The following is a 23,309-nucleotide window of genomic DNA, read 5'->3' as shown; positions in this document are numbered from 1 at the left end:
CCCCTGCCTGCTTAAAAAAACCGGATTAACGTGTGATGTTTTTACGTTTTCCAGGCAGCCTTCATCGGTAAGTACCTGTCTTACAGACTTCAATGCACTTAGTTAAGAAACATCCTAATCGTCCTTTCGCCGATCGCGAGATCTGTTATGGCAGCTAAACTCGATTGATACCCCAATCCGCCGGGCAGCATTTCCTTTCCGCACGCAAGAAGGAGAAGATCATGAAAGCAGTAATTTACAACGGTCCTTATGATGTAAAAGTAAAAGACGTACCGGATGCGAAAATTGTCCGCCCCACGGATGTACTCGTCCGCATCACCACCACCAACATTTGTGGGTCGGACTTGCACATGTATGAGGGCCGGACCAGCTTTGAACAGGGACGGATTCTGGGTCACGAAAACCTGGGTGAAGTGGTCGAAATTGGCTCAGGCGTTGAACGTATTAAGGTGGGCGACTATGTTTGTCTGCCGTTTAACGTGGGATGTGGTTTTTGCGAAAACTGTGAAAAAGGTCTGACCGGCTTTTGTCTCACTACCAATCCGGGTTCGGCAGGCGCAGCTTATGGTTTTGCTGAAATGGGTCCCTGGGAGGGGGCAGGCGGAACTGCTTCGGGTGCCATTTGCCGACTTTAACTGCCTTGTTCTTCCCCCTGATGCGGCAGAAAAAGAAGATGATTATGTGATGCTCTCTGACATTTTTCCTACCGGCTGGCATGCAACAGAACTTGCCGGATTGAAGCCTGGTGAAAGCGTGGCCATTTATGGCGCGGGGCCGGTCGGTTTGATGGCAGCTCATTCGGCGATCATTAAAGGTGCTTCACAGGTGTTTGTGGTTGATACGCACACAGACCGGTTGGCTCTGGCTGAAAAAATGGGGGCGACGGGCATCAATGCTACTGGCGATGAAGCTGTACAAAAAATTCTCGACCTGACGGATGGACGCGGTACGGATTGTGGCTGCGAATGTGTTGGCTATCAGTGCTGTAACAAACATGGCCATGAAGATAACTCTGTCACCATGAACAGTCTTGTTGCGTCGACGAAAGCAACCGGGGGAATTGGTGTGGTTGGCGTCTTTATTCCTCAGGATCCGGGGGCTGAATCGGAGCTTGCCAGAGAGGGTAAGATGCCATTTGATTTTGGGAGTTTCTGGTTTAAAGGACAGGCAATCCGTACCGGCCAGGCGAACGTTAAGGCCTATAACCGTCAGCTGTCTCGCCTCATCCATCACGATAAAGCCAGTCCGGGCAAAATAATTTCTCATCGTCTTTCGCTTGAAGAGGCTCCTGCCGGATATAAGCACTTCGATGAGCGGGATGAAGGATGGACGAAGGTTATCCTTAAGCCTTAAATAGAGTTATCCGGTATGAGAAAGCAAAAACCGGGAAAGAATGTATGACTTTTGACAGGGTGCAATAAAATATCCTGTCAGGGCGTTATTATTCATACTTTCAGCTGCCAGGTGATGCTGCCAACTTACTGATTTAGTGTATGATGGTGTTTTTGAGGTGCTCCAGTGGCTTCTGTTTCTATCAGCTGTCCCTCCTGTTCAGCTACTGACGGGGTGGTGCGTAACGGCAAAAGCACCGCCGGACATCAGCGCTATCTCTGCTCTCACTGCCGTAAAACATGGCAACTGCAGTTCACTTACACCGCTTCTCAACCCGGTACGCACCAGAAAATCATTGATATGGCCATGAATGGCGTTGGATGCCGGGCAACCGCCCGCATTATGGGCGTTGGCCTCAACACGATTTTACGTCACTTAAAAACTCAGGCCGCAGTCGGTAACCTCGCGCATACAGCCGGGCAGTGACGTCATCGTCTGCGCGGAAATGGACGAACAGTGGGGATACGTCGGGGCTAAATCGCGCCAGCGCTGGCTGTTTTACGCGTATGACAGGCTCCGGAAGACGGTTTGCGCACGTATTCGGTGAACGCACTATGGCGACGCTGGGGCGTCTTATGAGCCTGCTGTCACCCTTTGACGTGGTGATATGGATGACGGATGGCTGGCCGCTGTATGAATCCCGCCTGAAGGGAAAGCTGCACGTAATCAGCAAGCGATATACGCAGCGAATTGAGCGGCATAACCTGAATCTGAGGCAGCACCTGGCACGGCTGGGACGGAAGTCGCTGTCGCTCACAAAATCGGTGGAGCTGCATGACAAAGTCATCGGGCATTATCTGAACATAAAACACTATCAATAAGTTGGAGTCATTACCCTTTTTCAACTTCTGATGGATGCGAGTGATTGAACTCATACATTAATGTTTTCCCACGAAGTCTTTTTCAGGTAAGCCTTCGCACATATCGGTAAATAGCTTGCCTGCTTTTATTTTTCTGTCATCGACATGTTCATTTTTAACATTCCGTCCTGATAAGTTGGTCGGATAAGGCGCTCGCGCCGTATCCGACATTAATTTCTTAAGCGACTTCATTCACCTGGCGACGCAGCAGAGAAAGTGGGCCGGGGCCGCTAAGCGTGAACACGGAAATTAAGGTGAAGCCCAGCGCCACCAGACCCAGCACCAGGTAAGCGCCCTGGAAACCGATGCTTTCATACATATTGCCCGCCAGAATAGACATAAAAATCATCGCCAGTTGCTTAAAGAAGCAGAAACAGACCAGATAAATCGTCGCTGAAAAACGCACTTCAAACTGGCTGGTAATATATTTAAAAAGCAGCCCACCAGCAGGAACGGTACTTCAAACATATGCAGCGTTTTCAGAATAACCACTTCCAGTGCTGAGGTAGCGAACGATGAGCCAATAATACGTACTGACATAATAGTGCCAGCCAGCAGCAGGGCGTTTTTCCCACCGATGCGATTAATGATCAGTGGCGCAAAAACATAATCGAGGCGTTAAGTAATTCGCCCATTGTCGTTACGTAGCCAAATACCCGCGTACCCTGTTCACCGGTAGCAAAGAACGAAGTAAAGAAATTAGCAAACTGTTGGTCAAAAACATCGTAGGTGCAGGAAACGCCAATAACATACAGTGACAAAAACCACAGTTTTGGCTGTCTGAACAGTTCCAGCGCCAGCTTAAGGCTAAATGCCGAATGGTTGGCACCTACCGCATTGGCAACCGTGGCAGAAGAGGGCGCATCCGTTTTGGCGAAAAAGAGTAAAACGGCGAGGATGAATGCACAGCCAGAACCCAGCCAGAAAACAAACTGATTATTGAGGTGAACATGATGCCGACAATCGAGGCACACAGCGCCCAGCCAACACAGCCAAACATCCGCGCGCGACCATATTCGAAATTACTGCGACGGCTGACTTTCTCGATAAATGCCTCTACTGCTGGCGCACCGGCGTTAAAACAAAAGCCTAGATAAATACCACCAACAATCGATCCTACTAAAATGTTGTATTGTAACAGTGGCCCGAAGATAAAAATAAAGAACGGCGCAAACATCACTAACATGCCGGTAATAATCCACAGCAGGTATTTGCGCAGCCCGAGTTTGTCAGAAAGCAGACCAAACAGCGGTTGGAATAATAGCGAGAACAGAGAAATAGCGGCAAAAATAATACCCGTATCACTTTTGCTGATATGGTTGATGTCATGTAGCCAAATCGGGAAAAACGGGAAGTAGGCTCCCATGATAAAAAAGTAAAAAAAAGAATAAACCGAACATCCAAAAGTTTGTGTTTTTAAATAGTACATAATGGATTTCCTTACGCGAAATACGGGCAGACATGGCCTGCCCGGTTATTATTATTTTTGACACCAGAGCAACTGGTAATGGTAGCTACCGGCGCTAAGGTGGAATTCCGCCGACACTGACGGGCTCCAGGAGTCGTCGCCACCAATCCCCATATGGAAACCGTCGATATTCAGCCATGTGCCTTCTTCCGCGTGCAGCAGATGGCGATGGCTGGTTTCCATCAGTTGCTGTTGACTGTAGCGGCTGATGTTGAACTGGAAGTCGCCGCGCCACTGGTGTGGGCCATAATTCAATTCGCGCGTCCCGCAGCGCAGACCGTTTTCGCTCGGGAAGACGTACGGGGTATACATGTCTGACAATGGCAGATCCCAGCGGTCAAAACAGGCCGCAGTAAGGCGGTCGGGATAGTTTTCTTGCGGCCCTAATCCGAGCCAGTTTACCCGCTCTGCTACCTGCGCCAGCTGGCAGGTCAGGCCAATCCGCGCCGGATGTGGCGTATTGCTCGCCACTTCAACATCAACGGTAATCGCCATTTGACCACTTCCATCAATCCGGTAGGTTTTCCGGCTGATAAATAAGGTTTTCCCCTGATGCTGCCACGCGTGGACCGTGGTAATCAGCACCGCGTCGGCAAGCGTATCTGCCGTGCACTGCAACAACGCTGCTTCGGCCTGGTAATGGCCCGCCGCCTTCCAGCGTTCGACCCAGGCGTTAGGGTCAATGCGGGTCGCTTCACTTACGCCAATGTCGTTATCCAGCGGTGCGCGGGTGAACTGATCGCGCAGCGGCGTCAGCAGTTGTTTTTATCGCCAATCCACATCTGTGAAAGAAAGCCTGACTGGCGGTTAAATTGCCAACGCTTATTATCCAGCTCGATGCAAAAATCCGTTTCGCTGGTGGTCAGTTGCGGGATGGCGTGGGGCGCGGAGGGGAGTGTCACGCTGAGGTTTTCCGCCAGACGCCACTGCTGCCAGGCGCTGATGTGTCCGGCTGCTGACCATGTGGTCGCGTTCGGTTGCACTACGTGAACCGTTAGCCAGAGTTGTCCGGCGCTCTCCGGCTGCGGTAGTTCAGGCAGTTCAATCAACTGTTTACCTTGTGGAGCGACATCCAGAGGCACTTCACCGCTTGCCAGCGGCTTGCCATCCAGCGCCACCATCCAGTGCAGGAGCTCGTTATCGCTATGACGGAACAGGTATTCGCTGGTCACTTCGATGGTTCGCCCGGATAAACTGAACTGGAAAAACTGCTGCTGGTGTTTTGCTTCCGTCAGCGCCGGATGCGGCGTGCGGTCTGCAAAGACCAGACCGTTCATGCAGAACTGGCGATCATTCGGCGTATCGCCAAAATCACCGCCGTAAGCCGACCACGGATTGCCATTTTCATCATATTTAATCAGCGACTGATCCACCCAGTCCCAGACGAAGCCGCCCTGTAAACGGGGGTACTGACGAAACGCCTGCCAGTATTTAGCGAAGCCGCCAAGACTGTTACCCATCGCGTGGGCGTATTCGCAAAGGATCAGCGGGCGCGTCTCTCCAGGCAACGAAAGCCATTTTTTGATGGACCATTTCGGCACAGCCGGGAAGGGCTGGTCTTCATCCACGCGCGCGTACATCGGGCAAATAATATCGGTTGCGAAGGTGTCGGCTCCGCCGCCTTCATACTGTACCGGGCGGGAAGGATCGACAGATTTGATCCAGCGATAGAGTGCGTCGTGATTAGCGCCGTGGCCTGATTCATTCCCCAGCGACCAGATGATCACACTCGGGTGATTACGATCGCGCTGCACCATTCGCGTTACGCGTTCGCTCATCGCGGGTAGCCAGCGCGGATCATCGGTCAGACGATTCATTGGCACCATGCCGTGGGTTTCAATGTTGGCTTCATCCACCACATACAGGCCGTAGTGGTCGCACAGCGTGTACCACAGCGGATGGTTCGGATAATGCGAACAGCGCACGGCGTTAAAGTTGTTCTGCTTCATCAGCAGGATATCCTGCACCATCGTCTGCTCATCCATGACCTGACCATGCAGAGGATGATGCTCGTGACGGTTAACGCCGCGAATCAGCAACGGCTTGCCGTTCAGCAGCAGCAGACCATTTTCAATCCGCACCTCGCGGAAACCGACACATCGCAGGCTTCTGCTTCAATCAGCGTGCCGTCGGCGGTGTGCAGTTCAACCACCGCACGATAGAGATTCGGGATTTCGGCGCTCCACAGTTTCGGGTTTTCGACGTTCAGACGTAGGGTGACGTGATCGGCATAACCACCACGCTCATCGATAATTTCACCGCCGAAAGGCGCGGTGCCGCTGGCGACCTGCGTTTCACCCTGCCACAAAGAAACCGTCACCCGCAGCTCATCGCGCAGCTCGCCGTACATCTGAACGTCTGCCTCCAGTACAGCGCGGCTGAAATCATCATTAAAGTGAGTGGCTACATGGAAATCGCTGATTTGCGTGCTCGGTTTATGCAGCAACGAGACGTCACGGAAAATGCCGCTCATCCGCCACATATCCTGATCTTCCAGATAACTGCCGTCACTCCAGCGCAGCACCATCACCGCGAGGCGGTTTTCTCCGGCGTGTAAAAATGCGCTCAGGTCAAATTCAGACGGCAAACGACTGTCCTGTCCGTAACCGACCCAGCGCCCGTTGCACCACAAATGAAACGCCGAGTTAACACCATCAAAAATAATTCGCGTCTGGCCTTCCTGTAGCCAGCTTTCATCAACATTAAATGTGAGCGAGTAACAACCCGTCGGATTCTCCGTGGGAACATACGGCGGATTGACCGCAATGGGATAGGTCACGTTGGTGTAGATAGGCGCATCGTAACCGTGCATCTGCCAGTTTGAGGGGACGATGACAGTATCGGCGTCAGGAAGATCGCGCTCCAGCCAGCTTTCTGGTACCGCTTCTGGTGCCGGAAACCAGGCAAAGCGCCATTCACCATTCAGGCTGCGCGACTCTTGGGAAGGGCGATCGGTGCGAGCCTCTTCGCTATTACGCCAGCTGGCGAAAGGGGGATGTGCCGCAAGGCGATTAAGTTGGGTAACGCCAGGGTTTTCCCAGTCACGACGTTGTAATACGACGGCCAGTGAATCCGTAATCATTGTCATAGTTGTATCCTGCGTGAATTGTTATCCGCTCACATTTTCGCATAACATACGAGCCGGACACATAGAGTGTAAAGCCTGGGGTGCCTAATGAGTGAGCTGACTCACATTAATTGCGTTGCGCTCACTGCCCGCTTTCAAGTCGGGAAACTTGTCGTGCCAGCTGCATTAAGGAATCTGCCAACGTGCGGGGAGAGGTGGTTTGCGTATTGGGCGCCAGGGTGGTTTTTCTTTTCACCAGTGAGACGGGCAACAGCTGATTGCTCTTCACCGCCTGGCCCTGAGAGAGTTTCAGCAAGCGGTCCACGCTGGTTTGCCCCAGCAGGCGAAAATCCTGTTTGATGGTGGTTAACGGCGGGATATAACACGAGCTGTCTTCGGTATCGTCGTATCCCACTACCGAGATATCCGCACCAACGCGCAACCCGGACTCGGTAATGGCGCGCATTGCGCCCAGCGCCATCTGATCGTTGGCAACCAGCATCGCAGTGGGAACGATGCCCTCATTTAGCATTTGCATGGTTTGTTGAAAACCGGACATGGCACTCCAGTCGCCTTCCCGTTCCGCTATCGGATGAATTTGATTGCGAGTGAGATATTTATGCCAGCCCGCCAGACGCAGACGCGCCGAGACAGAACTTAATGGGCCCGCTAACAGCGCGATTTGCTGGTGACCCAATGCGACCAGATGCTCCACGCCCAGTCGCGTACCGTCTTCATGGGAGAAAATAATACTGTTGATGGGAGTCTGGTCAGAGACATCAAGAAATAACGCCGGAACATTAGCGCAGGCAGCTTCCACAGCAATGGCATCCTGGTCATCCAGCGGATAGTTAATGATCAGCCCACTGACGCGTTGCGCGAGAAGATTGTGCACCGCCGCTTTACAGGCTTCGACGCCGCTTCGTTCTACCATCGACACCACCACGCTGGCACCCAGTTGATCGGCGCGAGATTTAATCGCCGCGACAATTTGCGACGGCGCGTGCAGGGCCAGACTGGAGGTAGCAACGCCAATCAGCAACGACTGTTTCCCCGCCAGTTGTTGTGCCACGCGGTTGGGAATGTAGTTCAGCTGCGCCATCGCCGCTTCCACCTTTTCCCGCGTTTTCGCAGAGACGTGGCTGGCCTGGTTCACCACGCGGGAAACGGTCTGATAAGAGACACCGGGCATACTCTGCGACATCGTATAGCGTTACTGGTTTCACATTTACCACCCTGAATTGACTCTCTTCGGGTGCTATCATGCCATACCACGAAATGTTTTGCGCCATTCGGAGGGGGCACGCCGAAGTGAGATTCAAAATGCCGACGTCAGTTCACAGGTGGGTAATGATACCAACGTGTTGATTTCGTATTTTCACTGACACCAGGATCATCCTGATGTTACAAGGATTGAATGACTACAGATTAAAATAGTCATCAACAGGTTGACAGCATTACCGTTTTTTTCGTCTCATTTTTATCGTATTCGGGTGTCTGTCTGTACCATGCAGACGCTCGCTTTTTGTAATGCCAGCTAAAGAAACAGGCTTAACGTAGGATATTTAATGAGATGGTCACTCCCTCCTTCCCGGTACTATGCTGAGGACAGGCTTTCATTCGGAGAACTATCATGGAAAACATTGCGCTCATTGGTATCGATCTGGGTAAAAACTCTTTCCATATTCATTGCCAGGATCGTCGCGGGAAGGCTGTTTACCGTAAAAAATTTACCCGGCCAAAGTTGATCGAATTTTTGGCGACATGCCCCGCTACAACCATCGCAATGGAAGCCTGTGGCGGTTCTCACTTTATGGCACGCAAGTTGGAAGAGTTGGGGCATTCCCCAAAGCTGATATCACCACAATTTGTCCGCCCGTTCGTTAAAAGCAATAAAAACGACTTTGTCGACGCCGAAGCTATTTGTGAAGCTGCATCGCGTCCGTCTATGCGTTTTGTGCAGCCCAGAACGGAATCTCAGCAGGCAATGCGGGCTCTGCATCGTGTCCGTGAATCCCTGGTTCAGGATAAGGTAAAAACAACCAATCAAATGCATGCTTTTCTGCTGGAATTTGGCATTAGCGTTCCCCGAGGAGCTGCCGTTATTAGCCGACTGAGTACCATTCTTGAGGATAATAGTTTGCCTCTTTACCTCAGCCAGTTATTGCTGAAATTACAACAGCATTATCACTATCTTGTTGAGCAGATTAAAGATTTGGAATCCCAGTTGAAACGAAAGTTGGACGAAGATGAGGTTGGACAGCGCTTGCTGAGCATTCCCTGCGTCGGAACACTGACAGCGAGTACTATTTCAACTGAGATTGGCGACGGGAAGCAGTACGCCAGCAGCCGTGACTTTGCGGCGGCAACAGGGCTTGTACCTCGGCAGTACAGCACGGGAGGTAGGACGACATTGCTGGGAATTAGTAAGCGAGGTAATAAAAGATCCGAACTTTGTTGGTTCAATGTGCCAGGGTATTCATACAAAAACTGGAACACCAGTCTGGCAAATTGGCCGATTGGGTCAGGGATTTACTGTGCCGGAAAAGCAACTTTGTCGTCACTTGTGCTCTGGCAAACAAGCTGGCCAGAATAGCCTGGGCCCTAACGGCACGACAGCAAACTTATGTAGCATAACGGCAGAAATACACCGGTTTAAAGAATTACTGATCTGGTTTTGCGAATACTGATATTGATGATACTAACGGCCCACCGGCCTGTTGAGGAACCTGTAAAACGGAAAGGCTCATTGAAGCCGTATATTTTCTGGAGGTTCATCAGGCGCGGAACTCATCAAGGCGCGGGAATAAAATCCCATTCAGACGCCGGATAGATTCAAGCAAGCCAACTTGTCGTCAAAATCGGTGTTGCAAAAACGGGAGTGACCATAGATTCCGTTTGCCAAGCGGCCCCCATATTGAATGGCTGACGGTACTGGATTTCGATGAGATAAAAATAGACCGTATTTTTATTGCCAATATTGATGACCCGGTGAAGCGAGCGCTACTTGTTTCTGTGGTGAAAGGGTTACGTGGTACTGGCAAACCACTGGTGTTTGAAGGGGTGGAAACGCCAGGACAGTTTGAATTCGTCCGTTCTCTTGGCCCCGGTTACCTAGTTCAGGGCTGGTATACCGGAAAACCCGAAACAATATCTGCGATGAATATTCAGGGTTAAAACGATACGGGGCCCGGCCCGTATCGGCAACCCGACCCGTCAGCGTATCGCTTTCTGTCTGAAGCCGGTTCAGGTCGGCTTCTATCTGCGCGATGCGGCGGGAGATTTATTCAGAACGACTGCCGAAGTTCATCCGGCGAATCTTATCCAGCTGCGCCTGCAGATGGTCTATTTCGCGCTCCCGGTCGGCCTGCTTTTCCAGCAGGGCGCGGTTCAGCGCTTCCTGTTCGGACAGGCGCTGTTTCAGCAGAAGGATGTCGTCAGGGGAGGTGGGCTTTGTTGAATAAATCGAACTTTTGCTGAGTTGAAGGATCAGATCACGCATCTTCCCGACAACGCAGACCGTTCCGTGGCAAAGCAAAAGTTCAAAATCACCAACTGGCCCACCTACAATAAAGCCCTCATCAACCGTGGCTCCATAACTTTCTGGCTGGATGATGAAGCTATTCAGGCCTGGTATGAGTCGGCAACGCCTTCATCACGGGGAAGACCTCAGCGCTATTCTGATCTCGCCATCACCACCGTTCTGGTCATTAAACGCGTGTTCAGGTTGACCCTGCGGGCTGCACAGGGTTTTATTGATTCCATTTTTACACTGATGAATGTTCCGTTGCGCTGCCCGGATTACACCAGTGTCAGCAAGCGCGCAAAGTCGGTTAATGTCAGTTTCAAAACGCCCACCCGGGGTGAAATCGCGCATCTGGTGATTGATTCCACCGGGCTGAAGGTCTTTGGTGAAGGCGAATGGAAAGTCAAAAAACATGGCCAGGAACGCCGCCGTATCTGGCGAAAGTTGCATCTGGCAGTTGACAGCAACACACATGAAATCATCTGTGCAGACCTGTCGCTGAACAATGTGACGGACTCAGAAGCCTTCCCGGGTCTTATCCGGCAGACTCACAGAAAAATCAGGGCAGCATCGGCAGACGGCGCTTACGACACCCGGCTCTGTCACGATGAACTGCGGCGTAAGAAAATCAGCGCGCTTATCCCGCCCCGAAAAGGCGCGGGTTACTGGCCCGGTGAATATGCAGACCGTAACCGTGCTGTTGCGAATCAGCGGCTGACCGGGAGTAATGCGCGGTGGAAATGGACAACAGATTATAACCGTCGCTCGATAGCGGAAACGGCGATGTACCGGGTAAAACAGCTGTTCGGAGGTTCACTGACACTGCGTGACTACGATGGTCAGGTTGCAGAGGCTATGGCCCTGGTACGAGCGCTGAACAAAATGACGAAAGCAGGTATGCCTGAAAGCGTGCGTATTGCCTGAAAACACAACCCGCTACGGGGGAGACTTACCCGAAATCTGATTTATTCAACAAAGCCGGGGAGAGCATGAAAATGATGGATATGAGCGGTCACGATCAGGCCGCAATGTCCCATGAAATGATGCAAAACGGCAATTCTGCTGCCCATCAGGACATGGCTGAAATGCATAAAAAAATGATGAAATCCAAACCTGAGAACACCCAAGAAACTGCTAAGCCATTTTCCGAAATGAACGAGCATGAGAAAGCCGCTGTTGTGCATGAGAAGGCGAATAATGGTCTATCTTCCGTTATTCATCAGCAGCAGGCTGAAAAGCATCGCAGCCAGATCACCCAGAATTAACCCGCAGCTCCACTTGTCAGACCCTCATTTGACGCCGAAGTCACTGGCTTACGCTCCCGTCCGGGAGCGTTTTTTTCCCATATATCAAACTTTAACTCGTAAGCGTGCAGCGAGAACCGTATTGACGGGGATGTGTTATTCAGTTGGCAGTGCTACGCGCCAGGGGAGTAGTTCGCTGACCCGGTTTATCGGCCAGTCCGCTATGACGTTAAGGACGTGACGGAGGTAGCTTTCTGGCTCCACTCCGTTCAGTTTGCATGTCCCGATCAGGCTGTACAGCAGCGCTCCCCGCTCTCCTCCATGATCCGAACCGAAGAACAGGTAGTTTTTGCGGCCCAGGCTGACCATCCGTAGCGCATTCTCAGCTATGTTGTTATCTGCCTCGGCCCAGCCGTCGTCAGTATAGTAAGCCAGCGCCGGCCACTGGTTCAGTACGTACGTGAACGCTTTCGCCAGTTCTGAGTGTCGCGACAGCGTTTTCACCTTTCACGCAGCCAGCTTTCCAGGGATTTCAGCCGCGGTTTAGCTTTTTGCTGACGTTCTGCAAGGCGTCGCTTCGCCGGCATTCCCCTTATCTCCGCTTCAACGGCATACAGCTCGCCGATACGCTTCAGGGCTTCATCCGTCAGCGCCGACGGTGTGCGGACGTGCACATCGTGGATTTTACGGCGGGCGTGAGCCCAGCAGGCGGCTTCCGTTATCTGGCCATCGCGGTACAGCTCGTTGAACCCGGCGTACGCATCGGCCTGCAGCACACCACTGAACCCTGCAAGATGGGTCTGAGGGTGGATGCCTTTTCTGTCCGGGCTGTAAGCGAACCACACCGCCGGCGCGACTGCTGATCCAGCGTTGCGGTCATCACGAACATACGTCCACAACCGCCCGGTCTTCGTCTTCTTATTGCCCGGCAGCAGCACTGGACCGGGGTGTCATCGGCATGGAGTTTACCGTCGGTCAGGACATAGCCCTGAAGCGCCTCTTCCAGCGGTGACAGCAGCCGGCAGCATGCATCCACCCAGCCCGACAGCAGTGAGCGGCTCAGCTCCACACCCTGGCGGCTGTATATTTCTGACTGCCGGTACAGCGGGGTATGTTCTGCATACTTTGAACTCAGCACGCGGGCCAGCAGCCCCGGTCCGGCGATACCCGCTCGATGGGACGTGAAGGCGCGGGGGCCTGCACGATGGCATCGCACTGAGTACAGGCATGCTTTTCACGTACTGTCCGGATAACCCGGAAGGCGCTGCGCATCAGCTCCAGCTGTTCGGCGGCATCTTCACCCAGGTAACTCAGCGCACCACCACATTCCGGGCAGCATGACGCTGCCGGCAGCAGCCGTTTTTCGTCACGGGGAAGTGATTCAGGGAACGGTTTGCGGGTACGGGTCTGCCGCAGCGGGCGCTGCACGGCCGGGTCATCCACCCGGCCGGTAAGGGTATCGCTTTCTTTCTGCAACTGCTTAAGGTCGGCTTCCATCTGCGCGATACGGCGGGAGACTTTTTCGGAGCGGCTGCCGAAGTTCATCCGGCGCAGCTTATCCAGTTGCGCCTGCAGGTGATCTATTTCGCGTTCACGCTCGTTCAGCTTTTCCTGAAGGGCACGGTTCAGCGCCTCCTGTTCGGCAAGGAGACGTTTCAGTTCATCGATATCGTCAGGAAAGCTGTTCATACCGGGTATATTACCAGGCTCATTCAGCGTCGACCAGGATAAAGAGGCCTACAACATAGTCAGTGACGTAAGCAGTCTTTTAGGCTGCCGCCAGTCGATACCTTCAAGGAGCATCGCCAGCTGTGCCGGTGTGAGGAACACTTTGCCATCCCGGGCTGACGGCCAGGCGAAGCGGCCGCGCTCCAGCCGTTTGGTCAGCAGACACAGTCCATCGCCGGTAGACCAGAGGAGCTTTACCTGACTGCCATTACGCCCACGGAAGATAAAAACGTGACCTGACATCGGATCGTCTTTCAGCGTCGTCTGCACCTTTGCCGCCAGGCCGTTGAAGCCGTTTCTCATATCGGTGATGCCAGCGACCAGCCAGATCTTTGTCCCTGATGGTAATGGGATCAACGTTTGAGCTCCCGTATCAGCAGGTTCAGGATATTTTCGCTGATGGCACCATTCAGACGGAGTGATCCGTGCCGGAACGTCACTTCACAGCTGATATTGAGTGATTCAGGTGCCGCAGCAGCTACAGGTTGTGACCGGGGGGAGGTTGCAGGGACAACATCTTCGGTATCAAGTGTTATCGGGAGCAGCTCAGGCACGTTGTTTTCTGTTGTTGAAGGAGGACGTAGTTTTCCTTCGCGCCAGTACTGGCGCCACTTGAACAGCAAATTATCGTTGATCCCATGCTCACGAGCGAGTTGCGCTACGGAGATCTCTGGTCGATGCGAGAGTTCAACCATTTTGATTTTGAACTCAACGGGATAATTAGGGCTTTTTTTACGCACTGCGGTTAATGATTTCATGGATAGCGTCCACCATATTTGGTGTCCACTATCCTCTCAGGAATATCAGGATCTGCCAGACGGTGCTGAGACGACGCTTACTTTAACTCTGAAGAGGTGGAAGTATCTGACCAACACTGTCACGTAACGCCAGATAACTACAAAAACACCTCAGGTGAACGTAAGCGTTAAGTGAGCGCCGTATTGACGGCTATTTATTGGTGAGATCTACGTTCCATGGCAGCAGTTCGGCCACTTTGTTGATGGGCCACTCCGGCAATACGCTCAGGATATGGCGAAGGTAACCCTCTGGATCGATACCGTTCAGCCTGCACGTTCCGATCAGACCATACAGCAGGGCACCACGTTCACCACCATGATCACTGCCGAAGAAGATGTAGTTTTTCTTGCCCAGACAGACCGCTCGTAGCGCGCGCTCAGCAGCGTTATTATCCGGCTCTGCCAGACCATCATCGCAGTAGTAACACAGGGCATCCCACTGGTTCAGTGCATAAGCGAACGCCTCGCCTAACCGGGATTTTTTCGACAGAGTGGCACTTTTCTCCACCAACCAGTCATGCAGGGATATCAGCAACGGTTAACTTCGGGACCGTCTGGCGGCCAGCCGCTGAGATGCCGGAAGGCCGCGTATTTCCTCTTCTATCGCGTATAACTCACTGATGCGCTTCAGAGCCTCCTCTGCTGTGGCCGTCCGGGTGCTGATATAGACGTCATGGATTTTGCGCCGCGCATGAGCCCAGCATGCCGCTTCTGTCAACGGGCCACCTTCACGCTCTGCGCTGAACAACCTGTCGTACCCTGCGAAGGCATCTGCCTGCAGCACGCCATGATAGTGCCGAAGATGTTGCTGAGGGTGTTTCCCCTGTCGGTCCGGTGAGAAGGCGAACCATGCCGCTGGCGGATCTGATGAACCCGCGCTTCTGTTATCACGGACATATGTCCAGATACGCCCGGTTTTCGTCTTCTTTCTGCCCGGCGCCAGCACGGGCACCGGAGTGTCATCCGTATGCAGTTTGCGGCAGTCCATCACGTAGTGGTAGAGGGCTTCATCCAGCGGGGCCATTAACCGGCAGCACGCATCCACCCAGTTGGAGAGCAGCGCACGACTCAGATCCACACCCTGACGGGCAAAGATTTCGCACTGGCGATACAGCGGCAGGTGTTCACAGTATTTGGCCGTTAACACGCGGGCCAGCAGACCCGGCCCGGCGATGCCCCGGTCGATAGGACGTGAGGGCGCTGGCGCTTCAACGACGCAGTCGCATCGGGTACAGGCCTTTTTCACCCTGACCGTGCGGATCACTTTCAGGGCGCTGGAGACCAGCTCCAGTTGCTCCGCGCTGACTTCGCTGAGATAGGCCATATCACTACCGCAACCAGGACAGCTGGTTTCAGCTGGCTCCAGTCTGTTTATTTCGCGGGGAAGATGTTCCGGTAACGGGCGACGATGACGGGACTGGCGCAACTGACGCGGAACCTGCTGATCATTGTCCCGGCCGTTGTAACGATCGCTTTGCTGCTCCTGCTGTTTCAGCAGGGCTTCGGCTTCTTCGACCTGCCGGCGTAGCTTTTCTGAACGGGTACCGAACAGCATTCGGCGCAGTTTTTCTATCTGAGCCCGCAGATGTTCTATTTCACGCTCTTCGTTCTCTATTTTCTCTTCTGCGCGGGCCAGCGCTGAACGCAGGAACGACTCAGTCTCAGCAACGAGACTGAGCTGGCTGTCTTTCTGGCGAAGCGCGTCTTCCAGCGCAGCGATACGGGCGAGATAGTCCTGACTCATGACCCCATTTATAATGCGGTCATGCGCTTTTTACAACATCGTCAGTGAGTTAAGGCGTGCAGTTTTAGGTTTCCGCCAGTCCAGCTTATCGAGGAGCATGGCGAGTTGTGAGCGGGTGATGGCGATTTTGCCGTCGCGTACAGCAGGCCAGACGAACTGTCCCTCTTCCAGACGTTTGGTAAACAGACACAGACCGTCAGCATCAGCCCAGAGGATCCTCACGGTGTCACCTTTACGACCACGGAAGATAAACAGGTGGCCGGAGAACGGATTGTCATCAAGAACATGCTGGACCAGTTCGCCCAGACCATTGAAGGACTTACGCATATCGGTGACCCCGGCAACCAGCCAGATACGAGTGCCTGACGGTAAGGGTATCATCGGCTCCTCCCGCTCAGCTCGCGGATCAGCGTTTTCAGAAGTGCAGGTGATAAATCCCCGGACAGACGCAGGCTGGCACCGCCGACAGTCACCTCGCATGTCATGGCCTCGCGGCAGGCTGGAGCGGCGGGTTCATAGTGCGGCTCAGCATGGTGTGACAGGACCATATCAGGCAGGACAACGGGGATAACAGAGTCTTGCTCTCTGATTGACCGTTGTATTTCATCGGGCAGAAGATGTCTGTAACGCTGGCGCCAGGTAAACAGCAGATTGTCATTAATTCCATTATCCCGCGCCAACCGGGCAACACAGGCTCCAGGCTGATATGAAGTGGTTTACTGAATTTGGCCACCTGAACAGAGGTGATATGCTCACCTCAGAACAACACAGGTGTCATAATGAAAAAAAGAAATTTCAGCGCAGAGTTTAAACGCGAATCCGCTCAACTGGTCGTTGACCAGAACTACACCGTGGCAGATGCAGCCAGCGCTATGGATGTCGGCCTTTCCACAATGACGCGATGGGTGAAACAATTACGTGATGAACGGCAGGGCAAAACACCAAAAGCCTCCCCCATTACCCCGGAACAAATTGAAATCCGTGAGCTCAGGAAAAAGCTACAACGTATTGAAATGGAAAATGAAATATTAAAAAAGGCTACCGCGCTCTTGATGTCAGACTCCCTGAACAGTTCTCGATAATCGGGAAACTCAGGGCGCGTTATCCTGTGGCCACTCTCTGCCATGTGTTCGGGGTTCATCGCAGCAGCTACAAATACTGGAAAAACCGTCCTGAAAAGCCAGACGGCAGACGGGCTGTATTACGCAGTCAGGTACTTGAACTGCATGGCATCAGCCACGGCTCTGCCGGAGCAAGAAGCATCGCCACAATGGCAACCCAGAGAGGTTACCAGATGGGGCGCTGGCTTGCTGGCAGACTCATGAAAGAGCTGGGGCTGGTCAGTTGCCAGCAGCCGACTCACCGGTATAAGCGTGGCGGTCATGAGCACGTTGCTATCCCGAATCATCTTGAGCGACAGTTCGCCGTAACGGAACCAAATCAGGTGTGGTGCGGTGATGTGACCTATATCTGGACGGGTAAGCGCTGGGCGTACCTCGCCGTTGTTCTCGACCTGTTCGCAAGAAAACCAGTGGGCTGGGCCATGCCGTTCTCGCCGGACAGCAGGCTCACCATGAAAGCACTGGAAATGGCATGGGAAACCCGTGGTAAGCCCGTCGGGGTGATGTTCCACAGCGATAGTAATAATGCCGATGTCAGTCTTTACCACCACTTAGTTTGCCGTTTAACCAGATTGGTGTGATTACTGATGCAGTGAAGACCTTCCCGCATCCTGACTCACACAGCGATCGACCTTTTGTGTCCTGCCCTGGACCCGTCGGTTGCCGGAAGCGCCTTCATGCGAGGCATCTCCTCACCGATGCGCGTGACTCAAGAAGGGCCTGACGGCTTGTCTCGTTACTGTCCTGTCCAGGTTATCTGTCTGGAGATTCAACTCTGTTTCCTCACAGGAGCTCTGTCATGGTTGATAAAGTTACCGAAGCTGCCGTTGTGGGTGGCGTGGATACACATAAAGATTTGCACGTTGCCGCTGTCGTAGATCAGAACAATAAAGTCCTTGGGACTCAGTATTTCTCCACAACACGACAAGGTTACCGGCAGATGCTGGCATGGATGACCTCGTTTGGGACATTAAAGCGAATTGGTGTTGAGTGCACAGGTACCTATGGTTCCGGTTTGCTTCGTTATTTTCAGAACGCCGGGTTAGAAGTTCTTGAGGTGACTGCTCCAGACCGGATGGAGCGACGCAAACGGGGTAAAAGTGACACAATTGATGCTGAATGTGCCGCTCATGCAGCATTCTCAGGCATCAGGACAGTTACTCCCAAAACGCGTGATGGCATGATTGAGTCCCTGCGGGTATTAAAAACTTGCCGAAAAACAGCAATATCAGCCCGCAGAGTCGCTCTCCAGATTATCCATTCAAATATTATCTCTGCCCCGGATGAATTACGTGAACAGCTCAGAAATATGACGCGCATGCAGCTCATCAGGACCCTGGGTTCCTGGAGACCTGATGCCAGTGAATACCGCAATGTAACCAACGTTTATCGCATTTCATTAAAGTCCCTTGCCCGACGCTATCTCGAGTTACATGACGAAATCGCTGATCTGGATGTCATGATTGCGGCAATTGTCGACGAGTTGGCACCTGAGCTGATTAAACGTAATGCTATCGGATACGAAAGCGCTTCACAGTTGCTGATCACTGCCGGAGACAATCCTCAACGGTTAAGATCAGAATCAGGATTTGCGGCACTGTGTGGTGTCAGCCCGGTCCCCGTTTCTTCTGGAAAAACGAACCGTTACCGACTTAATCGTGGTGGAGATCGTGCTGCAAATAGTGCACTTCACATCATCGCCATCGGACGCTTACGAACTGACGCAAAAACAAAGGAATATGTCGCCAGGCGTGTAGCCGAAGGACATACAAAAATGGAAGCGATACGCTGTCTAAAGCGATATATCTCCCGCGAAGTTTACACGTTACTGCGCAATCAAAACAGGCGGATCAACAGTATCCCGATAACAGCTTGACTCTTAGAAGGGCGTCCAGGGCAGCCAGTACGGCAGTGACGACTGGCAGCGCTTCTACCGGGCCAATAACCTGGCGCCGAGCATGAGCCGGCGTGGCAACTGCTGGGATAATGCGGTGGCCGAATCGTTCTTCAGTTCGCTGAAAAAAGAACGGATCAGAAAACGCATATATAAAACCAGGGATCTGGCCCGGGCGGATCTTCGATTACATTGAAGTCTTCTATAACCGGTCCCGGCGCCACAGCCACCTCGGCGGCGTCAGTCCGGAGGCCTTCGAACAGGCCTCGTCGTGAGGACAGGATTTGTCTACAGGCGTGGGGTCAGTCCAAACTATAGGGCAGGATCGTCTACCGGGGCGGGGTCAGTCCATCAACGGCTCGGAAGTGTCTAGATTATCCGTGGCTATTCACCGGGGCAAACAGGCCGATCAGGAACGACATAAGAAAGTTCTGTATTACCGACAGGTCAAGAAACTGAGCATAAGAGAAACTGCTGAAGCCACCAGTTACAGTACATCTCAGGTCTGCAGGGTTCAGGCCCTGTTCAGGCCTGAAAATTAAGCACATTTTCTGAGGCTGGAAATCAACTCATGCTGACAGCCTGAGCCTGTTGGCATGGTAAGCAATGTGCTCACCAATAAAGCTGGAAATGAAATAATAGCTGTGGTCGTATCCAGTATGATATCGGAACGACGCATTGAGGTTCATCTCATTGCATACTCTCTCAAGGATTTTGGTGCGCAGTTGCTCTTCATAAAAGGCGTCACTCAGCCCCTGATCAATGAAGATTTCTGGTAATTTTTCACCCTGTAAAATGAGGCTGACTGGATCGTAGGCTTCCCACGTTTTTCTGTTTTCACCCAGGTAAGCGCTAAATGCCTGTTGCCCCCATGGCACCTGAGAAGGCGATACTATCGGGGAAAATGCTGATACGCTCACATATTCACCAGGATTTCGCAGAGCCAGCACCAGAGCACCCAGCCCTCCCATAGAATGACCGGATATAGATTTTCTTGCCGTTGCAGGAAAATGATTCATGACGACATCCGGAAGCTCTCTGAGAATATAGTCATACATCCTGTAATGAACATTCCACGGCTGTTCCGTCGCGTTCAGATAAAAACCGGCCCCCTGGCCAAGATCGTAACTGTCGGCATCCGGGACATTATTACCCCGGGGACTGGTATCCGGGACAACAACGATGACGTTATGCCGGGCTGCATAATGCTGCATACCTGATTTGGTGATGAAATTCTGCTCAGTACAGGTCAGGCCCGACAACCAGTATAGTACCGGCAGTTTTTCTGTTACTGCTTTGGGAGGAAGATACACACCGAAATTCATTTCACAATTAAGGGATTGTGAATAATGCCGGTACACGTTTTGCCAGCCGCCAGAGCTGGCATGCTGCTCAATGAGTTCCATCAGCCGTTATCTCATGGTTATTTCCCCTGACCGAAGCCAGGGGAAGTATCTTTAAATCCGGACGTCAGATAAACGTATACGCCGTGATTTTGTTACCCGCCGGATCCCGCAGGTAGGCAGCATAGGCCCCGGGAAGGTGACCACGCGGGCCAGGTTGACCTTCATCAGCTCCACCGGCGGCAAGGCCGGCAGCATGGAAAGCATCAACCTCTTCCGGGGTGGCAGCAGCGAAGCCGACAGTCACCCCGTTAGCGGAAGGTGCTTCACCGTTGCCCGGACGGGCAATGATAAATGCCGGCTTTTCGCGGCCATAGAGTACCCAGCCGTTGCCAAACGGGCCGAGGTTATTGATACCAAGCGTGCCCAGGACGACATCGTAAAATGCGGAGGATTTCTCGACATCGGCTGCGCCAATGAACACATGAGAAAAGATGCCGTCACCAGAAATTACCGGAGTTGTCATTTTCCACTTCCTTCAGTTTGAGTTGATTAAAATTCTGATGGGATCAGTAATGAATCACTGTCCGGATAGATTTGCCTTCATGCATAAGCTCGAAGGCGTCATTGATTTCATCCAGTGTCATCGTATGGGTTACAAATGGCTCAAGGTCAATATCCCCCTTCATGGCATCCTCGACCATACCGGGGAGCTGAGTGCGGCCTTTTACTCCGCCAAACGCGGAACCTTTCCATACGCGCCCGGTGACCAGCTGGAAAGGACGGGTGGAAATCTCCTGTCCGGCCCCTGCGACACCAATGACAACGGACTGCCCCCACCCACGGTGAGCACTTTCCAGCGCTGCACGCATGACGTTAACGTTACCGATACATTCAAAGGTATGGTCAATACCCCACTTGTTGATATCCAGCAGAACATCTTTAATCGGTTTGTCATAATCATTCGGGTTAATGCAGTCAGTGGCCCCGAACTGACGGGCCAGGTCAAATTTTGTCGGATTAGTATCGATAGCGATAATACGTCCCGCTTTTGCCTGACGGGCCCCCTGTACCGCAGCCAGACCAATTGCCCCCAGACCAAAAATGGCAACTGAATCGCCCGGCTGCACTTTAGCCGTGTTATGGACGGCGCCAATACCGGTAGTCACGCCACAACCCAACAGGCAGACGTGTTCATGGTTCGCCTCCGGGTTAATTTTTGCCAGAGAAACCTCGGCCACAACGGTGTATTCACTGAATGTGGAACATCCCATGTAGTGGTAAAGAGGCTGACCGTTGTATGAAAAGCGAGTGGTCCCGTCAGGCATCAGTCCTTTGCCCTGAGTCTCGCGAACCGATACACAGAGGTTCGTTTTACCGGACTGGCAGAATTCACACTCCCCGCATTCAGCGGTGTAGAGCGGAATAACATGGTCACCCGGCTTCACACTGGTGACGCCTTCACCAACTTCAACGACGATACCGGCTCCCTCGTGGCCGAGAACCACCGGGAAAACGCCCTCAGGGTCATTCCCTGAGAGGGTAAAGGCATCGGTATGGCAGACACCTGTGTGGGTGTTTTTAATCAGCACCTCGCCTTTTTTAGGCGGAGCAACATCAATTTCAACAATCTCCAGGGGCTTCCCTGGTGCAAATGCAACAGCGGCACGTGATTTCATACGTAATATATCCTCAATGTAATAATGGCCTCACCTATTTAAGATAGGCACGAACCAGCTCAATCGTATCGTCAACTGATTTACTGACTTCATGACTGTAGCTGTCATTCTGGTCAAAGGTTTCCCGTATGTGGCTCTCCAGCACCTCTGCCATCAGTCCGTTAGCGGCGCCCCGGACGGCGGCGATTTGCTGGAGAACGGAACGGCATTCAGCGCCACTTTCAAGTGCTCTTTCCAGAGCATCAATCTGACCCCGGATACGGCGAACCCGGGTTAGGACCTTTTTTTTCTCTTCAGGAGTACTGGGCATTGCTTACCTCACTGCTCTGTATTTCTTATACTATAGGGGAGTATTACATTAAGATCAACACATACCCCACTATAGTATAATAAATATATCAGAGCACCGGTAATGACTCCAACTTACTGATAGTGTTTATGTTCAGATAATGCCCGATGACTTTGTCATGCAGCTCCACCGATTTTGAGAAAGACAGTGACTTCCTGCCCAGCCTTGCCAGATGCTGCCTCAGATTCAGGTTATGCCGCTCAATGCGCTGCGTATATCGCTTGCTGATAACGTGCAGTTCTCCCTTCAGGCGTGATTCATAAAGCGGCCAGCCATCCGTCATCCATACCACGACCTCAAAGGCCGACAGCAGGCCCAGAAGACGCTCCAGCGTGACCAACGTGCGTTCACCGAATACGTGCGCCACAACCGTCCTCCGTATCCTGTCATACGCGTAAAACAACCAGCGCTGGCGTGATTTAGCGCCGACGTAACCCCACTGTTCGTCCATTTCCGCGCAAACAATAACGTCACTGCCCGGTTGTATGCGTGAGTTTACCGACTGCGGCCTGAGTTTTTAAGTGTCGTAAAATCGTGTTGAGGCCAACGCCCATAATGCGTGCACTGGCGCGACATCCGACGCCATTCATGGCCCATATCAATAATTTTCTGGTGTGTACCGGGCTGAGAGGCGATGTAAGTGAACTGTAGCTGCCATGTTTTACGGCAGTGAGAGCAGAGATAGCGCTGATGTCCGGCAGTACTTTTACCGTTACGCACCACGCCTTCAGTAGCTGAACAGGAGGGACAGCTGATAGAAACAGAAGCCACTGGAGCACCTCAAAAACACCATCATACACTAAATCAGTAAGTTGGCACCCTTACCCTGTATAGGTACTCTCTGTTTTTCGTGGCCTGCCTCGCCCACGAATTTCGCCAGTCATGACTTTGCTCCTGCATTTTATTAACGGAAAAGAATAAGTGATTTTGCGCGGAGGCTTCAATCAGTTTATCCCCGGCGGTGACGAGGTGGCCACCTATGCCGACTGGACAGGGGACTGACTATTGCCATAACGCCATCGCAGGTTGCTTCAGTAAACCTGCTAATCCCGTACAATGGCGAATTCGCTATATCCGCTTCTCGCACTTAGCTGCCA

Annotated in this window: 12 protein-coding genes and 15 pseudogenes; 11 read left to right on the top strand and 16 right to left on the bottom strand. The window is 52.6% G+C overall.

Annotated elements, in window-relative coordinates; translation table 11 throughout:
* Positions 1–221 precede the first annotated feature (221 nt).
* The 3 genes and pseudogenes from ACLHV8_RS23720 (at position 222) to ACLHV8_RS23710 (ending at position 2,213) form a co-directional block, all read left to right on the top strand.
* The gene (locus tag ACLHV8_RS23720; RefSeq protein ID WP_407202229.1) at positions 222–635 is read left to right on the top strand and encodes an alcohol dehydrogenase catalytic domain-containing protein; all 414 of its coding nucleotides are present in this window, start codon (positions 222–224) and stop codon (positions 633–635) included.
* Positions 565–1,353 carry a zinc-binding dehydrogenase gene (locus tag ACLHV8_RS23715; protein ID WP_407202228.1) on the top strand — a complete coding sequence of 263 codons (789 nt, stop codon included), beginning with the start codon at positions 565–567 and terminating at the stop codon, positions 1,351–1,353. Before ACLHV8_RS23720 ends, ACLHV8_RS23715 begins: the two co-directional genes overlap by 71 nt.
* Before the next feature lie 165 nt (positions 1,354–1,518).
* A pseudogene (locus ACLHV8_RS23710) lies at positions 1,519–2,213 on the top strand (IS1 family transposase).
* A 16-nt stretch (positions 2,214–2,229) separates the two neighbouring features.
* On the opposite strand, the pseudogene ACLHV8_RS23705 reads toward ACLHV8_RS23710, so the two are convergent.
* The 4 pseudogenes from ACLHV8_RS23705 to lacI form a co-directional block, all read right to left on the bottom strand.
* Positions 2,230–2,365: pseudogene (locus ACLHV8_RS23705) on the bottom strand (maltose acetyltransferase domain-containing protein); the annotation flags it as partial.
* Positions 2,366–2,430: 65 nt separating this feature from the next.
* A pseudogene (lacY, locus tag ACLHV8_RS23700) lies at positions 2,431–3,715 on the bottom strand (lactose permease).
* 17 nt (positions 3,716–3,732) lie between these two features.
* A pseudogene (gene lacZ / locus ACLHV8_RS23695) lies at positions 3,733–6,808 on the bottom strand (beta-galactosidase).
* A gap of 121 nt (positions 6,809–6,929) precedes the next feature.
* Positions 6,930–8,013 (bottom strand): annotated as a pseudogene (gene lacI / locus ACLHV8_RS23690) (DNA-binding transcriptional repressor LacI).
* 407 nt (positions 8,014–8,420) lie between these two features.
* Between lacI and ACLHV8_RS23685 the strand changes: the two are divergent.
* Together ACLHV8_RS23685 and ACLHV8_RS23680 are read left to right on the top strand one after the other, a co-directional pair.
* A pseudogene (locus ACLHV8_RS23685) lies at positions 8,421–9,424 on the top strand (IS110-like element IS4321 family transposase).
* Between the two features lie 261 nt (positions 9,425–9,685).
* Positions 9,686–9,964: an EAL domain-containing protein gene (locus ACLHV8_RS23680; RefSeq protein ID WP_007898884.1), complete on the top strand. Its 279-nt coding sequence runs from the start codon at positions 9,686–9,688 to the stop codon at positions 9,962–9,964.
* Between the two features lie 22 nt (positions 9,965–9,986).
* Here the strand turns inward: ACLHV8_RS23680 and ACLHV8_RS23675 are convergent.
* Positions 9,987–10,289 (bottom strand): annotated as a pseudogene (locus ACLHV8_RS23675) (hypothetical protein); the annotation flags it as partial.
* Between ACLHV8_RS23675 and ACLHV8_RS23670 the strand changes: the two are divergent.
* On the top strand, positions 10,269–11,237 hold the full coding sequence (locus tag ACLHV8_RS23670) for an IS5-like element IS903B family transposase (protein ID WP_022649395.1): 969 nt from the start codon (positions 10,269–10,271) through the stop codon (positions 11,235–11,237). The pseudogene ACLHV8_RS23675 and the gene ACLHV8_RS23670 sit on opposite strands and share 21 nt — an antisense overlap.
* 56 nt (positions 11,238–11,293) lie before the next feature.
* Positions 11,294–11,578 (top strand): annotated as a pseudogene (locus ACLHV8_RS23665) (copper-binding protein); the annotation flags it as partial.
* A 135-nt stretch (positions 11,579–11,713) separates the two neighbouring features.
* Here the strand turns inward: ACLHV8_RS23665 and tnpC (ACLHV8_RS23660) are convergent.
* The 6 genes and pseudogenes from tnpC (ACLHV8_RS23660) to ACLHV8_RS23635 all read right to left on the bottom strand — a co-directional run.
* Positions 11,714–13,246: pseudogene (tnpC, locus tag ACLHV8_RS23660) on the bottom strand (IS66 family transposase).
* 48 nt (positions 13,247–13,294) lie between these two features.
* Positions 13,295–13,642 carry an IS66 family insertion sequence element accessory protein TnpB gene (gene tnpB, locus ACLHV8_RS23655; RefSeq protein ID WP_000612626.1) on the bottom strand — a complete coding sequence of 116 codons (348 nt, stop codon included), beginning with the start codon at positions 13,640–13,642 and terminating at the stop codon, positions 13,295–13,297.
* Positions 13,639–14,043 (bottom strand): IS66-like element accessory protein TnpA, encoded by a 405-nt coding sequence (gene tnpA / locus ACLHV8_RS23650; RefSeq protein WP_000839182.1) that lies wholly within the window; start codon positions 14,041–14,043, stop codon positions 13,639–13,641. Before tnpA ends, tnpB (ACLHV8_RS23655) begins: the two co-directional genes overlap by 4 nt.
* Before the next feature lie 190 nt (positions 14,044–14,233).
* A pseudogene (tnpC, locus tag ACLHV8_RS23645) lies at positions 14,234–15,826 on the bottom strand (IS66 family transposase).
* Positions 15,827–15,856: 30 nt separating this feature from the next.
* Complete coding sequence (tnpB, locus tag ACLHV8_RS23640) at positions 15,857–16,207, bottom strand: IS66 family insertion sequence element accessory protein TnpB (RefSeq protein ID WP_016151369.1); 351 nt, start codon at positions 16,205–16,207, stop codon at positions 15,857–15,859.
* Positions 16,204–16,524, bottom strand: a pseudogene (locus ACLHV8_RS23635) (IS66 family insertion sequence element accessory protein TnpB); the annotation flags it as partial. The pseudogene ACLHV8_RS23635 and the gene tnpB (ACLHV8_RS23640), both read right to left, overlap by 4 nt.
* Positions 16,525–16,605: 81 nt before the next feature.
* On the opposite strand from ACLHV8_RS23635, the pseudogene ACLHV8_RS23630 reads away from it, so the two are divergent.
* From ACLHV8_RS23630 to ACLHV8_RS23615, 4 genes and pseudogenes are all read left to right on the top strand, one after another.
* A pseudogene (locus ACLHV8_RS23630) lies at positions 16,606–17,474 on the top strand (IS3 family transposase); the annotation flags it as partial.
* 272 nt (positions 17,475–17,746) lie between these two features.
* Positions 17,747–18,823, top strand: a complete 1,077-nt coding sequence (locus tag ACLHV8_RS23625; RefSeq protein ID WP_000227969.1) for an IS110 family transposase — start codon at positions 17,747–17,749, stop codon at positions 18,821–18,823.
* Positions 18,824–18,839: 16 nt separating this feature from the next.
* A pseudogene (locus ACLHV8_RS23620) lies at positions 18,840–19,116 on the top strand (IS3 family transposase); the annotation flags it as partial.
* Positions 19,117–19,230: 114 nt separating this feature from the next.
* Positions 19,231–19,383, top strand: a pseudogene (locus tag ACLHV8_RS23615) (resolvase); the annotation flags it as partial.
* Between the two features lie 27 nt (positions 19,384–19,410).
* Here ACLHV8_RS23615 and fghA read toward each other — a convergent pair.
* From fghA to ACLHV8_RS23590, 5 genes and pseudogenes are all read right to left on the bottom strand, one after another.
* Positions 19,411–20,247 carry an S-formylglutathione hydrolase gene (gene fghA, locus ACLHV8_RS23610; protein WP_012561110.1) on the bottom strand — a complete coding sequence of 279 codons (837 nt, stop codon included), beginning with the start codon at positions 20,245–20,247 and terminating at the stop codon, positions 19,411–19,413.
* A gap of 64 nt (positions 20,248–20,311) precedes the next feature.
* Entirely contained in the window at positions 20,312–20,710 is a 399-nt protein-coding gene (locus tag ACLHV8_RS23605; protein ID WP_012561111.1) for a VOC family protein, read from the bottom strand.
* Between the two features lie 43 nt (positions 20,711–20,753).
* The gene (gene frmA / locus ACLHV8_RS23600) at positions 20,754–21,863 is read right to left on the bottom strand and encodes an S-(hydroxymethyl)glutathione dehydrogenase (RefSeq protein WP_017384070.1); all 1,110 of its coding nucleotides are present in this window, start codon (positions 21,861–21,863) and stop codon (positions 20,754–20,756) included.
* A 34-nt stretch (positions 21,864–21,897) separates the two neighbouring features.
* The gene (gene frmR / locus ACLHV8_RS23595; protein WP_017384071.1) at positions 21,898–22,173 is read right to left on the bottom strand and encodes a formaldehyde-responsive transcriptional repressor FrmR; all 276 of its coding nucleotides are present in this window, start codon (positions 22,171–22,173) and stop codon (positions 21,898–21,900) included.
* 113 nt (positions 22,174–22,286) lie between these two features.
* Positions 22,287–22,983: pseudogene (locus ACLHV8_RS23590) on the bottom strand (IS1 family transposase).
* Positions 22,984–23,309: the final 326 nt, after the last annotated feature.

The sequence above is a fragment of the Enterobacter sp. CPE_E863 genome (genome assembly GCF_046521465.1).
GTDB classification, from domain to species: domain Bacteria; phylum Pseudomonadota; class Gammaproteobacteria; order Enterobacterales; family Enterobacteriaceae; genus Enterobacter; species Enterobacter adelaidei.
Note: the sequence above shows the minus strand (reverse complement) of the source record. Positions and strands in the feature narration are given on the sequence as shown.

Excerpts from the sequence above, each read along its gene's own strand:
- ACLHV8_RS23720 (WP_407202229.1), top strand. The coding sequence starts at position 222 with ATGAAAGCAGTAATTTACAACGGTCCTTATGATGTAAAAGTAAAAGAC.
- ACLHV8_RS23715 (WP_407202228.1), top strand. The coding sequence starts at position 565 with ATGGTTTTGCTGAAATGGGTCCCTGGGAGGGGGCAGGCGGAACTGCTT.
- tnpA (WP_000839182.1), bottom strand. The coding sequence starts at position 14,043 with ATGAAATCATTAACCGCAGTGCGTAAAAAAAGCCCTAATTATCCCGTT.
- tnpB (WP_016151369.1), bottom strand. The coding sequence starts at position 16,207 with ATGATACCCTTACCGTCAGGCACTCGTATCTGGCTGGTTGCCGGGGTC.
- ACLHV8_RS23625 (WP_000227969.1), top strand. The coding sequence starts at position 17,747 with ATGGTTGATAAAGTTACCGAAGCTGCCGTTGTGGGTGGCGTGGATACA.
- fghA (WP_012561110.1), bottom strand. The coding sequence starts at position 20,247 with ATGGAACTCATTGAGCAGCATGCCAGCTCTGGCGGCTGGCAAAACGTG.
- ACLHV8_RS23605 (WP_012561111.1), bottom strand. The coding sequence starts at position 20,710 with ATGACAACTCCGGTAATTTCTGGTGACGGCATCTTTTCTCATGTGTTC.
- frmA (WP_017384070.1), bottom strand. The coding sequence starts at position 21,863 with ATGAAATCACGTGCCGCTGTTGCATTTGCACCAGGGAAGCCCCTGGAG.
- frmR (WP_017384071.1), bottom strand. The coding sequence starts at position 22,173 with ATGCCCAGTACTCCTGAAGAGAAAAAAAAGGTCCTAACCCGGGTTCGC.